The sequence below is a fragment of the Spirosoma harenae genome, assembly GCF_054776975.1.
Genome location: NZ_BAAHBD010000039.1, coordinates 112,307 through 125,132 on the forward strand (window position 1 = coordinate 112,307; position 12,826 = coordinate 125,132).

The following is a 12,826-nucleotide window of genomic DNA, read 5'->3' on the forward strand; positions in this document are numbered from 1 at the left end:
CTGTTCGCTCACTGCTACGGCTACCGCTGGAATTTGTGCCTCGGCGACCAATACCTATGATGCAAATGTGGTGATCAGCTTAACAAATGCCAGCTCAGGGACGCTTTCAGTAAGCATTCCGGGAGCAGCGCCCGTTAGCCAAACCTTAACGACTGGCACTACTTCGCTGACAGTCTTAATCCCAGGGCTGGTTTCTGATGGCGCCAGTCATACGGCGACGGTGAGCCTGCCCGGTTGTGGTACAACTACAGAGACCTATACCGCTCCGGTTTCCTGTTCGATCGAGGCTAGACTGAGTCTTAGCGACCCACCACAATGTGTACCGGGTACTAATACGTATAATACTACGGGTATTGTAAGTTTCACGAATGCAATCGCAGGATCACTGACCATTACCGATGGTGCTAGCACAACTACGGTTACGGTCAACACCAGCACAACGTCCGTTTCCTATGCCTTCGCAGGATTACCAACCGGAACAGGCACACATACGGTGGTGGTCACGTACATGGGTCAAACGATAAGTACAACCTACGAGGCTCCAGCGGCTTGTCCTGCCGACCCTTGCTCAATGACCGTTACGGCTACCGCTGGAATCTGTTCTACCGCGACCAATGCCCACTCAGTAACGGCAATCGTAACCTTAAGCAACTCTACAACGGGTATACTAACGGTTATAAATGGACCTAGCAGTGCTACGTTCGCGATAACATCCGTCGGTAGTACTACGATTGCGGCTGTCTTCGACGATATGCCTTCTGATGGACTTACACATACCATTATTGCCTCATTACCTGGTTGTTCTACGATAACGACCGGCTATGATGCACCAGCTTCCTGCTCGGTCGTATGCAGTCTATCGGCGACAGTCAGCGCGGTACCGGTTACCTGCTCTGGTACGACAGCACAGGCTAATGGTAAACTAATTGTAAGCAGCTTTACAAATGGCGATACATATCAGTACTCGCTTGGAAGTACATTCAATCCAGCGGCCTCTTTATCAGGAGCAGTGCAGCCAATTCCTCTGGGTGGAACAATTGTTAGTAACCTAACCAATCCTGCCACAGATCAGGCTTATACGGTACGTATTTACAAAGCTGGTGCACCAGCCTGTTACAAGGATATTACCGTGTTGCTGATGCCGACAATATGTGGTTGCCCAGCGGATGTTTGTGTGCCCTTCGTGATTACACAGACTAAGCGAGCCAAGCGCATTGGCGATCCACGATAGGGATACATAGCTTAAATAATAAACCCGGCAAATTCGAATCCTGGATTTGCCGGGTTTATTATTTGAATACTGTGAAAAACTATTTAGCCAGGGGGTCAATTGGTTTCGTTGGCTGAGGATTTCTCCTTTATAACTCTTCCATGAACCTCATTGGCTACTCTTTATTTACATAAAATGATGATAAGAACGGGACAGGTCAACTTTTAAACGCCCTATTTTGTTATCCTTTCAGACCAGATACTGTTTCATCCGTTATCTTTGCGGCTTCATCAGGCCGTCTCGCGCTGTTTTTATTATGTTATCCATCAGTAATTTACAAGCCACAATTGGCAATAAGCAAATATTAAAAGGCCTTGATCTGGAAGTTAATGCCGGTGAAGTTCATGCCATTATGGGTCCGAATGGAGCTGGCAAAAGCACACTGGCCTCCGTATTGGCAGGTCGTGAAGATTATGAAGTAATCGGCGGTAGTGTTGAATTCGACGGGAAAGATTTACTGGATATGGCTCCGGAAGAACGAGCCGCCGAAGGAATCTTCCTCGCGTTTCAGTATCCGGTTGAAATTCCGGGGGTTAGCACAACTAACTTCTTAAAAACAGCCCTCAACGAAATTCGCAAGTATCGTGGGCAAGACCCACTCGATGCGGTGCAGTTTTTGAAGTTGATGAAAGAAAAAATGAAACTCGTCAACATCGACCAATCCTTGTTGAGTCGGTCGCTAAATGAGGGGTTTTCAGGAGGAGAGAAAAAACGGAACGAGATTTTTCAGATGGCTATGCTCGAACCGAAACTGGCGATTCTGGACGAAACCGATTCTGGCCTGGACATCGACGCCTTACGAATTGTAGCGGATGGCGTTAACAAACTTCGTTCGCCAGAACGGGCTACGATCGTGGTAACGCACTATCAACGACTACTGGATTATATCGTTCCTGACTACGTACACGTTCTGTATCAAGGTCGTATCGTAAAATCTGGCCCTAAAGAATTAGCCCTCGAACTCGAAGAAAAAGGCTACGACTGGATTAAGGCTGAAGCAGTATAAATTAGTGATAAGTGATGAACGATGAGAGATGAGTGGGCTGACGCCTAAGTTGTTGCTTTCGCGTTAGCGGACCGTTCATCTCTCATCGTTCATAACTTATCACTCATCACTGAAAAAAAATGACTCCCTCCTACTCGTCCTACAAGGACTTTAAAGAGCAACTGTTGGCGGCTTTTCGCGATAACGAAGAGCGCATGAACGGAGCTAGTAAAACGGCTCTGCATCAGCTTCGTCGGTCGGCTCTAAAGCAATTCGACCAACTGGGTTTTCCGACCATTCGTAATGAAGAATGGAAATATTCCAGCGTTAATGGTTTATTGAAAGAATCGTTTGAGCTTGACGATAACACAACCTTAACGGCCAGCGATCTGACTCCGCTTGAAATTCCGAACCTCGACGGTAATATTCTGTATTTCGTTAATGGTCGGTATCACGCTGAGCTTTCGCGGATTATTAGTCCGGCCGAGCAGGTTCAGATAACCAGTTTTGCAGAAGCGCTAAAAACTGACCCTGAATTTATTGGCTCGCACTTCGCTCGGTACGCAGACTATCAGGATCATGCGTTTACAGCATTGAATACGGCGCTGGCTAGTGATGGCGTTGTCGTTCGCGTACCGGCCAATACAACCGTCGAGCAGCCGATCATTCTCCGTTTTATTACCGATGCCCGCGAAAAAAATAGCGCGTCGCAGCCACGTAACCTCATTGTTGTTGGTAAAAATGCCGAAGTGATGATGGCTGAATCGTACCGAACGCTGGGTGGTGGGGCTAGTTTCGTCAATGTCGTGACCGAAATCGTGCTTGGTCGTGATGCACGGATGCAGTACTACAAAGTGCAGGACGAAACCGCGAAAGCGTATCATATTGGTACGACACAAGTCAATCAGGCAGATAATAGCCATTTCTATTCGGCAACCGTTACCCTGAATGGCAATTTCGTCCGGAACAATCTGAATATCGTGTTGAACGGCCAGAACGCCGAAGCCTTCATGTATGGTTTATACATGCCAAATGGCCGACAACACGTTGATAACCATACGCTTGTTGATCACGCAATGCCCAATTCATACAGTAATGAATTGTATAAAGGCATTCTGGACGACAACAGTACTGGTGTTTTCAACGGCAAAATTTTTGTTCGTCCAGATGCGCAGAAAACGAATGCGTATCAATCGTGTAAGAATGTAGTGCTGTCGCCGGGCGCGTCGATGAATACCAAGCCGCAATTGGAAATTTTCGCCGACGATGTAAAATGTTCACACGGTACTACGACGGGGCAATTGAACGACGAAGCGTTGTTTTATATGCGTTCGCGAGGTATTCCTAAAGATGAAGCCCGGACATTGTTGCTTTATGCGTTCTCGCAAGATGTACTGAGCCAAATCAAAATTCAGTCAATCCGGGAGTATCTGGAACGTGTCGTGACGGAGAAACTGACGAAGTAAAGAGCTAAACCTCAAAGGTTTTAGAAACCTTTGAGGTTTAAAAACAAATAATACGTAATGCAAAATGGATAATGACTACTCAGTTGTTATCCATTTTGCATTATAGATGAGTCATTTTTTAAAAACCCTATGCACTTTCTACTTGTACTTGCCTGTTTTCTACTTGTTGGAACATTATCGGGACAAAGCTTAAAATTTACCTTTGAAGGCGACTCCGCCACGATTCCGGCTATTCGAGACAGTTTACGAGGGCTTTCCGGGCTTGAAACCATATCTTCTTCAGGTGAGTGGCATTTTGTGAGTGATCGTGGCTGGCATTTCGTCTTTACCAACATTCGATCGATTCGTGATTTAGCTGATGACTCGCATCTTAAACAGGCAGAAAAAACGCCATTCTGGTTTGAGAGCGTTCGTTATCATCCTCAAACTAATACCTATTTCTGGACGGACGAACATGAATTTGTCACATCACTATGGGCTGGTAAAATGCCTGGAGATACAATGGGAAAAATCCTATTGAAAATACCGCTTCCTAGCCCTAATAAAGGATTGGAAGGTATCGCCATTACCCCGTCGGGCGCACTTTGGGTAGCTACTGAAGCGGGTTGGGAAAGTCAGGTTCGCATGGATAAGGATACCATCACGTTTTTTCGCTACCTATCCCCTCTTTCATCTGATCCTATCGTTCAGCGGTTTAGCTACCCAATCAATCGTTGTTCTTTTGCGCAGGGCGAAGAACAGCCGGGCGGCATTTCTGAAATTCTGGCCGTCGATGATCAGCGCTTACTCATTCTGGAACGGTGTTACGATGCGAGTCAAAAACGGGTAACTGCCAATATTTATCTGGCGACACTGAACGAAGCGACCAACACGCTAAAAAAAGAACTTGCCTTCGACTTCAATCGACAATTTCCGGGCAATGTCTGTAATCTGGAAGCCATGGCCTGGGCGGATGCGCAGCACCAAACACTTGTGGTTGTGGCCGATGACAACTTCCGTCGAAATCAGACATTACGCAATCAGATCATTTTCCTGAAAAGACAATAGACTCATTTACGGGCGTAAATCGTATTCCATTCATCTTGAAAAACGCGCTGGTAATTTCCGATTGTAGTAGGGGCATTAATAGGTATATCGTAACTCCCATCTAAGCGGTGATCGCTGATAACATAGGTTACATTATCCTGTTCAGCGAGTCGAAAAAAATCGTTTAGCGACAAGCCTTTCTTTTTCTCCTGCAGAAACAAAAAATAGGTCAGTCCCAGAATGGTAAAGTTTTCTACCTGTCCGAAAAAGAAATTCAGTGGGGCAATCACTTTCGTATGCTTACGAGGCATATGACTGGCTAATAGGGCATTATGCTTATCCACATCGAGCGAATCTCTATTCTCGATTAGCACAAACCGAACCTGAAAAGCAAACACAGCAGCATAGCCAAGCAGGATTACCTGCATCAGTTTTCGTTGCCAATTGGGCTGATCAGGCAAATAAGTTGCTAACCACTGAGCAGCCAGAATGCATAGCCAAGGCAGAAATAGCAAAAAATAAATATCTGTACTGCTTTTCGTCAGAATCCAGAATGAGACAATCAGAATGATGGTGTACAAAAGAACAGGGTCAGACAGCTTAACTTGTTTTCGAAAAAGAATAGCACAAAGTAGAACTAGTATGCTCAAAGCCGCTTCGTTCTCGCTATGAAAAAAGACTTTATCGTAATCAGCCATAACAGCCAGCTTCGCCATTAATCCAAAATTTTGCTGGGTGGCCGGATCGTTCCGAAACTGGTCGACAAGTTTTGTCAGATCACCAGCTAGTAATGCATCCAATCCATAGAGGCTTAACGTCAATCCGCCGACGATCATAAATAAAAGCGTAGATCGCCAATCCGTTTTTCGGAATAGCCAGACCGTTCCAGCCATCAAGTAGATGATTCCGTTCAAGTGCGTCAGAGCCGACAATCCGGCTAAAAAACCTGCTAAAGCCGGTTTAGGTCGGGCAGTACCAGAACGATCGAGTGCTGTATAGGAGGCAAATCCTAAAGCCATACACATCGTTTCGGGCCGATTTACGCACACATAGCGAAGTAATGTACCGCTCCCGAAGAAGAGTAACAGAGACAGCCAGCGCTGTTCACGGGGAACTGAGCGACCGTACACCCAAATCAGATACCCGCCAAGCAGACCAAAAAATAGGCTAACCAGTTTATTCGTTGCAACCGTAACGCCCGTGATCGACATCACAAGTGCTCCCGCATAAATAAATAATTTATGGAAAACGTAAAGTCCATTTTCCCACCCATTGTAGCCCCGAAACAATTCGGATTTCACCTGTCCGGTTTTGATCAACCAAAACGACTGTTCGGCAAACCAGGCTTCGTCAAAATACTCAGCACGATGGATGCAGGTTATAGCTATAGTTGCCAGTAGCAGAAAAAAAAGGGCAGGATAGATCCGTGACGGCAAAATCACAAATGGCATAAGATGAGGCAGTTTCCGATAAACAGGTCAATCTACATCTTTTCTGGTGTCTGTAAAAGTACCCGTTCTTTACACCTTTCTACCGAACCTAATCCCGACTATTTTGCGTTTCCTTTAACAGAAGTAAAGTTATTTTTTGCGTTCCTATGCAGCCAGCCATCGATCATACCCTCGATATACAACAAATTCGCCGGGACTTTCCCATATTGGATCAGGAGGTCAACGGGCGGCCACTGGTTTATTTCGACAATGCAGCGACAAATCAGAAACCCATACCGGTTATTCATGCATTGACCCGCTATTATGAGGGCTATAATGCTAATATTCACCGGGGTATTCACCATCTGGCCGAGCAGGCTACAGCCGCTTTTGAAGCGTCGCGTCGGGCCATTCAGGAGTTTTTGAATGCCAGACATTGGCAGGAAATCATCTTTACCTACGGCACGACGGACGGTATCAATCTGGTCGCGCAAACGTACGGTCGGAAATTTTTGAAAGAGGGTGACGAGATCATTATCTCGACCATGGAGCACCATTCCAACATTGTTCCCTGGCAAATGCTCTGTGAAGAAAAAGGATGCGTTTTGAAAGTTATTCCGATAAATGACCAGGGCGAACTACTGCTGGATGAGTACGAAAAACTGCTTTCTGAAAAGACAAAATTTGTTTCCTGCGTACACGTTTCGAACGCGCTAGGTACGATCAATCCAGTTAAAACCATCATCGAAAAAGCGCATCAGGTAGGCGCCGTTGTCCTGATCGACGGTGCCCAAGCCAGCTCGCACCTTGACCTTGATGTTCAGGCGCTTGATGCTGATTTCTACGCCCTTTCTGCCCACAAACTGTACGGCCCGACTGGTATGGGCGTACTCTATGGTAAGAAAGAAATTCTGGATTCCATGCCGCCGTATCGGGGTGGTGGTGAGATGATTAAGGAAGTCACCTTCGCCAAAACCACGTACAACGATATACCTTATAAATTCGAAGCAGGTACCCCAAATATTGCCGATGTAGTGGCGGTAAAAACGGCCCTCGAATACATGGCAGGTTTGGGTAAAGAAGCCATTGCTGCCCACGAACATGACTTGCTCATCTATGCAACGGAGCAATTAAATACCCTAGATGGCTTGCGGATTATTGGTCAGGCGAAAGAGAAAATTGGCGTAATCTCCTTTGTGATGGACGGTATTCACCATCAGGACATTGGCGTTATTCTGGACCAGCAGGGAATTGCTGTGCGTACGGGCCACCACTGCACCATGCCGCTGATGCAACGCTTCGGAATCGCCGGAACTACGCGAGCCTCCTTTGCGGTTTATAACACCAAAGAAGAAGTTGACCGACTAATTACAGGTTTGCGCCGGGTTCAGAAAATGATGTTGTGATTCGTAATCATTAAGCAAATATGCTAACCAAATCAAGGGTTATCGAAAGCCTCCAAAGTATGCCCGAACAGCTTACGATGGAAGAGATTATTGACCGACTGCAATCATTGGATGACCTCGAAACAGGCTTGGATGATATTCGCAAAGGAAATGTCCATAAGCATGACGATGTAATGACTGAGGCACGCCAATGGCTTAAAGACAAACAATGGCAACAACCTTAATCTGGACAGACCGTGCTAAAGAGCATCTAAACAAAACCCTTAATGAGCTTTACGAAATTTCGCCAGCTTTATCGGAAAATTGGACTGATGAGTTAGATAAAAGTTGGCGTTGTTAGCAGACTTTCCCGAAATGGGTAGGCTTGTGCCAAAACATGAACTTTATTTCTATCGTGAAATTCTGGTGGGTCGTTATCGAGTAAAGTATGTTTATTTGATTGACACAATTTATCTGGTATCAATACGACACCAAGCAAGTAATTCGAAAGAATGACCATTAACGAAAAGCAGGACGAAATTATAGATGAGTTTGATCTGTTTGACGATCAGCTTGATAAAACTCAGTATATCATTGACTTAGGCAAAAAATTACCACCAATGCCTGAGTCAAAGAAAACCGACGAGAACCGGATTATGGGTTGCCAGTCGAAAGTGTGGGTCGATGCTGAACTGAAAGACGACAAATTGTATTTCTATGGTGATAGCGAACCCACTGCCCAGATTTCAAAAGGGTTAGTCGGTTTACTGATCCGAGTATTATCGGGCGAGAAGCCCGAAGACATTGCCAACGCGGATTTGTATTTTATTCCACGCGTGGGAATGGGTAATCTGATTACATCGCTGCGGGCTGGTGGGCTGGCTTCGATGATTGAACGAATGAAAGCCTATGGCCGGGCGTATTCAGGTCAAACTGCTTAATCTAAGAAGTAGAGCAATGACAGACGAAGAATTAAAAGAACAGGTTGTTCTGGCGCTCAAAGGCGTATACGATCCTGAAATCCCTGTTGATGTATATGAACTCGGACTTATCTACGAGATCAAAATATTTCCGATCAACAATGTCTATATCCTGATGACGTTGACCTCCCCTTCGTGTCCGTCGGCGGGTTCTATTCCGGCTGAAATCGAAGAGAAGGTACGAGCAATTGAAGGGGTGAACGATGTTAGTGTCGAACTCACCTTCGATCCGCCTTACTCAACCGAACTTATGTCGGAAGTTGCTAAATTAGAACTGGGATTTATGTAAAAAATTAAGTCGTCAGCCATTAGTCGATAGTCAGAAGTGGCAGACGACTACTGACTGACGACTATCGACTAATAAACTAATCACTAAAAGTATGTATCCTCCTCATTTGCTTGTCCCGATGCGGGAAGACCTGACCAGCGTTGGGTTTGAAGAATTGACCACTGCCGAAGACGTGGTAAACACGATGGAAAACACCGAAGGCACTATGCTGGTCGTTGTGAATTCGGTTTGTGGATGCGCAGCTGGTGCAGCTCGTCCGGGCGTAAAAGCAGCGTTGGCCGCTAGTGCTGTAAAACCCGATAAAATGGTGACTGTATTTGCGGGTGGTGATCTGGAAGCAACCGCGCAAATGCGTGAATACCTGTTGCCTTATCCTCCATCATCACCAGCTATCGGTATTTTCAAAGATGGCGAACTGGTTCATTTTATTGAGCGGCACCACATCGAAGGTCGTTCGGCGCAGATGATCGCTCAGCACCTCGAAATGGCGCTGGAAGAATTCTGCACTCCTGCGAATGCGTAAAAACTAAGTCGAGAAGTAAAAAGTCGATAGTCGTCAGTAAGACTGTATTATACAATACAACTACTGACGACTATCGACTTTTTACTTCTCGTCTATTTTTATGTTACCGCAAATGCTTTTGCTAGAAATTGTGATAAAGGCAAAAGTAGAAAGACTAGTAACGCTAGCGGAAACGAAGCAAAAGCAGCAACCCAGGCTGCATTCATTACAATAAGCGATAAGACGCCTGCTTTCACCGCCATTCCAATATTCCGGCCTATCGGCTCTTTAACAGCTCGCCAGAGAGGAGGAAAAATGAAGTAGCCGAAAAGTACCAGAAACGGAAAAGCTGTTCCTAGATTTTGTTGCCGCTGGGCTAAGGCAGCTACGGAGCCAATCACGAGCGCATACAACAGTCCAGCCACCCGAAGCGTAACCGGGCTCCCACCGTGAACTTCTCCCCGACTAATCATGGTAATGGCGGCAATGTAAACGATCGGCACCAGACCGACCCAGGCCCAGGGTATTACCTGGTCGGGTAAAATGCTTATGCCCAACAGCAAATTGAGTCCCCGGCATAAGCCCATATTCACTGGGCCTAACCAATTGTGGTGCTTCCCAAAACGGTCATAGATAAGTGCCGCAGCGGATATACCAATCGCCAGAAAACCAGCGGTTTGATTAATCAAAAATGAAGCACCAATACCTATCGCCAGTAAAAACAGTCCTAACGAAATAGCGGCCTGTTTACTCACAATCCCACTAGGAATAGGTCGTTCCGGTCGTTCAATAGCGTCTAATTCAGCATCAAATACATCGTTGAAAACCACCCCTCCACCATACAGTCCAACCGTAGCTAAACAAAGCCAGCCAATTGGAGGCAACGCAAAATTCTCAATCGAAAAATAACCCGCAATAGCCATACCCGCCAGCACATCAGCCACCGACGTAACCAGATTCGCCGGGCGAGTAAGGGAAAGAAGCGCCTTTATCATAGTGATGAATGATGAGAGATAAACGTTTATCTCTCATCACTATTTAATTATCGTTGATTCCTTATCTACTCTCGGCGCCTGGCCACCGCGTAAGATTGAGCTGCCGTTATAACGTTGGCTTTGGTCGATTCCTAGCGGTTGCGTCAGTTCTTCCAGGCTCAGTTGACCACTTTGTGCGAACGCTGTAACGGCATTTGTGAATGTTACCAGTCGAATCGCTTCGTCCGAAATACCGTGCTGCTTCATTAACGCAGCCGTTTTGGGGACGGCTAATGGATCGCTGATTCCCCAGTCGGCCGCCGAGTTAATCATGATGTGATCCGGGCCGTATTGCTTGACAACTTCCACCATCCGCTCATTGCCCATTTTGGTAAACGGATAAATGGTGAAGCCAGCCCAGAATCCTCGGTCGAGCACTTCGCGTACCGTCTCCTCATTATTGTGATCAACAATCACCATGCCGGGATCTATGCCATGCTCAATCGCAATGTCCATACTACGGCTGGTGCCCTGTTTTTTATCACGGTGAGGGGTATGAATCTGTACAGGCAGGTTAGCTTCTTTCGCTAGTTCCAGTTGTGCCCGGTAGTATTTTTCTTCGGCCGCCGTCTGATCATCGAAACCAATTTCTCCTACTCCGACGACACCTTCTTTATAGATGAATAATGGCAGGATTTCCATAACCTGCTCGGCTAGAGCTTCCTGATTGGCTTCTTTCGAATTCAGGCCAATCGTGCAATAATGCCGAATGCCGAATTGAGAAGCCCGAAAGCGTTCCCAGCCAACCAGACTAGCGAAATAATCCCGAAAGGAATCGACTCCGGTACGTGGCTGACCCAGCCAGAAAGCGGGTTCTATTAAAGCTACTACCCCCGCATCGGCCATTGCCTGATAATCATCCGTCGTTCGGGACGTCATGTGGACGTGCATATCGAAGAACGACATGCCCCGAATAGAATCCATAAAATCCATAATACTGTCAGTGTTACCCGCCTAAGTCAACGCGGTCATTGTCGGACAAAGTTCTCTAAAATGTAGGCCATTCCCGCATCATTTTACCCACAATTTAATTCGATTATACAACCTTCAAGATTGTCTATTCGTTTTATAGATAAACAACAAATGCAACCACAGATATGCATCAACAACGCAAGTCAGAAAAAGTACGCCTTTGGGCGATACTACTGCTAGTATCAGTGAGCGGAGTGCTAACAGCCTGCCGGGAGAACGCGATAGACGATTTAAGGCCAGCCGATGCGCCGGTTTACATTACAAATTACGACCAGTCTGTCAATTTTGGTCAGTATAAAACATTTAGTCTGCCCGACTCGGTCATCCTCGAATCCAATACTGGCTATGTTACCGCACAAAACAGTGTTGGGAGTCAGTTCGTAACCAATGTAGCCAATGCGCTAACTTCCCGTGGATTCAAACGAGTAGCTAAAGGTGATACAGCCGATTTAGGTGTCGCCATAATCCGTGTTAATAACCAATATACGGGCCTCGCATCCGACCCCTATGCGTATTATTCGAATTATTGGGGATACGGTGGTTTGGGCGGCTACGGCTACATGCCTTACTATCCTAGCTATTACACCTATCAGGTTACGGATCAATATTGGGAAATTCAGATTGTTGACTTAAAAAACAGGACAACCAATGCAGCTGGCCAGCAGCAACTGAATGTTATTTATGATGCCACTATTCGTGGAACTGATATTACAGACGTACAGTCCGTCGATCTGGCAACCACGGCTATTTTTAATCAATCACCTTATTTACAGGTAACCCGCTAATACACTATGAAACGTATTATGGCATTAATCGCCCTGCTTGGCGTGACGTCAGGGGCCTGGGCGCAATATAAGAATGAGTATATGGGTGAGTCATCGATTTATGATCGGTACGTCACGTTCAATATTTCTGCCCGTTATGGAGTCGCTTTTCCGATGGGCGGTCAACAGGGGTACATTGATAAAATTTCACCAACGAATTTTGCTTTGGATGGCGAATGGTTATTCCCGCAACATTTCTCCATCGGCTTGAAAACGGGGTACCAATACAATAAACTCCGACTTCCCCGGCAGGTTTATCAGTATGATAATCAGTCGATTTCGGCTGTACAGACCCGTACGTTATCAGTCATTCCGGCGATGGTTTCGCTGTCGTATTACTTTGCGGGTAATGCAGCTGCTATTCGGCCTTATATACAAATGGCAGGTGGTGGTGCCTACATTGATTATACCAATTATTTTGGCCCATTGGTTGATCAAAAAAATGGTTTCAAAGGAGCAATTTCACCAGCCATTGGTATAAAATATTATGGACGACGTGAGCAGGGTTTAGGTGCTGAAATTCAGGCGCAGTACCAGAACGTATTTTTCAATTACGATCTCCTGAAAAACAGCAGCCCATCGCTGATGATCTCAGCCGGTATTTCATATCGCTGGTATTGATTGACTTTGAAATCCATTTGTCATGCTGACGGATGCTTTAAG

General features: G+C 46.0%; 14 protein-coding genes and 1 pseudogene. 12 read left to right on the top strand and 3 right to left on the bottom strand.

Annotation, left to right across the window (positions count from 1 at the left end; translation table 11 throughout):
• From ACYVE4_RS30280 to ACYVE4_RS30295, 4 genes and pseudogenes are all read left to right on the top strand, one after another.
• Positions 1-1,231, top strand: a pseudogene (locus tag ACYVE4_RS30280) (hypothetical protein); the annotation flags it as partial.
• Positions 1,232-1,526: 295 nt separating this feature from the next.
• On the top strand, positions 1,527-2,276 hold the full coding sequence (gene sufC, locus ACYVE4_RS30285; protein WP_461044164.1) for a Fe-S cluster assembly ATPase SufC: 750 nt from the start codon (positions 1,527-1,529) through the stop codon (positions 2,274-2,276).
• A 119-nt stretch (positions 2,277-2,395) separates the two neighbouring features.
• Positions 2,396-3,721: a Fe-S cluster assembly protein SufD gene (sufD, locus tag ACYVE4_RS30290; RefSeq protein WP_461044165.1), complete on the top strand. Its 1,326-nt coding sequence runs from the start codon at positions 2,396-2,398 to the stop codon at positions 3,719-3,721.
• Positions 3,722-3,850: 129 nt separating this feature from the next.
• On the top strand, positions 3,851-4,768 hold the full coding sequence (locus ACYVE4_RS30295) for an esterase-like activity of phytase family protein (RefSeq protein ID WP_461044166.1): 918 nt from the start codon (positions 3,851-3,853) through the stop codon (positions 4,766-4,768).
• Between the two features lie 2 nt (positions 4,769-4,770).
• Here ACYVE4_RS30295 and ACYVE4_RS30300 read toward each other — a convergent pair whose 3' ends face one another.
• On the bottom strand, positions 4,771-6,198 hold the full coding sequence (locus tag ACYVE4_RS30300; RefSeq protein ID WP_461044167.1) for an ArnT family glycosyltransferase: 1,428 nt from the start codon (positions 6,196-6,198) through the stop codon (positions 4,771-4,773).
• Positions 6,199-6,344: 146 nt separating this feature from the next.
• Here ACYVE4_RS30300 and ACYVE4_RS30305 point away from each other — a divergent pair, with 146 nt between their 5' ends.
• The 6 genes from ACYVE4_RS30305 to ACYVE4_RS30330 all read left to right on the top strand — a co-directional run bounded on the left by ACYVE4_RS30305 (position 6,345) and on the right by ACYVE4_RS30330 (position 9,354).
• Positions 6,345-7,583: a SufS family cysteine desulfurase gene (locus ACYVE4_RS30305; RefSeq protein WP_461044168.1), complete on the top strand. Its 1,239-nt coding sequence runs from the start codon at positions 6,345-6,347 to the stop codon at positions 7,581-7,583.
• A gap of 59 nt (positions 7,584-7,642) precedes the next feature.
• Positions 7,643-7,807: a hypothetical protein gene (locus tag ACYVE4_RS30310; RefSeq protein ID WP_461044169.1), complete on the top strand. Its 165-nt coding sequence runs from the start codon at positions 7,643-7,645 to the stop codon at positions 7,805-7,807.
• A gap of 109 nt (positions 7,808-7,916) precedes the next feature.
• On the top strand, positions 7,917-8,078 hold the full coding sequence (locus ACYVE4_RS30315; protein WP_461044291.1) for a type II toxin-antitoxin system RelE/ParE family toxin: 162 nt from the start codon (positions 7,917-7,919) through the stop codon (positions 8,076-8,078).
• Positions 8,075-8,503 (top strand): SufE family protein, encoded by a 429-nt coding sequence (locus ACYVE4_RS30320; protein WP_461044170.1) that lies wholly within the window; start codon positions 8,075-8,077, stop codon positions 8,501-8,503. The genes ACYVE4_RS30315 and ACYVE4_RS30320 overlap by 4 nt, the downstream gene beginning before the upstream one ends.
• 16 nt (positions 8,504-8,519) lie before the next feature.
• Positions 8,520-8,831, top strand: a complete 312-nt coding sequence (locus ACYVE4_RS30325) for a DUF59 domain-containing protein (RefSeq protein WP_460950650.1) — start codon at positions 8,520-8,522, stop codon at positions 8,829-8,831.
• A 91-nt stretch (positions 8,832-8,922) separates the two neighbouring features.
• Positions 8,923-9,354 carry a BrxA/BrxB family bacilliredoxin gene (locus ACYVE4_RS30330; RefSeq protein ID WP_461044171.1) on the top strand — a complete coding sequence of 144 codons (432 nt, stop codon included), beginning with the start codon at positions 8,923-8,925 and terminating at the stop codon, positions 9,352-9,354.
• A 98-nt stretch (positions 9,355-9,452) separates the two neighbouring features.
• Here ACYVE4_RS30330 and eboC read toward each other — a convergent pair whose 3' ends face one another.
• On the bottom strand, positions 9,453-10,328 hold the full coding sequence (eboC, locus tag ACYVE4_RS30335) for a UbiA-like protein EboC (protein ID WP_461044172.1): 876 nt from the start codon (positions 10,326-10,328) through the stop codon (positions 9,453-9,455).
• Positions 10,329-10,367: 39 nt separating this feature from the next.
• Positions 10,368-11,300, bottom strand: a complete 933-nt coding sequence (locus ACYVE4_RS30340; RefSeq protein WP_461044173.1) for a TatD family hydrolase — start codon at positions 11,298-11,300, stop codon at positions 10,368-10,370.
• A gap of 164 nt (positions 11,301-11,464) precedes the next feature.
• On the opposite strand from ACYVE4_RS30340, the gene ACYVE4_RS30345 reads away from it, so the two are divergent.
• Together ACYVE4_RS30345 and ACYVE4_RS30350 are read left to right on the top strand one after the other, a co-directional pair.
• On the top strand, positions 11,465-12,124 hold the full coding sequence (locus ACYVE4_RS30345; RefSeq protein ID WP_461044174.1) for a DUF4136 domain-containing protein: 660 nt from the start codon (positions 11,465-11,467) through the stop codon (positions 12,122-12,124).
• A gap of 6 nt (positions 12,125-12,130) precedes the next feature.
• The gene (locus ACYVE4_RS30350; RefSeq protein WP_461044175.1) at positions 12,131-12,784 is read left to right on the top strand and encodes a hypothetical protein; all 654 of its coding nucleotides are present in this window, start codon (positions 12,131-12,133) and stop codon (positions 12,782-12,784) included.
• Positions 12,785-12,826: the final 42 nt, after the last annotated feature.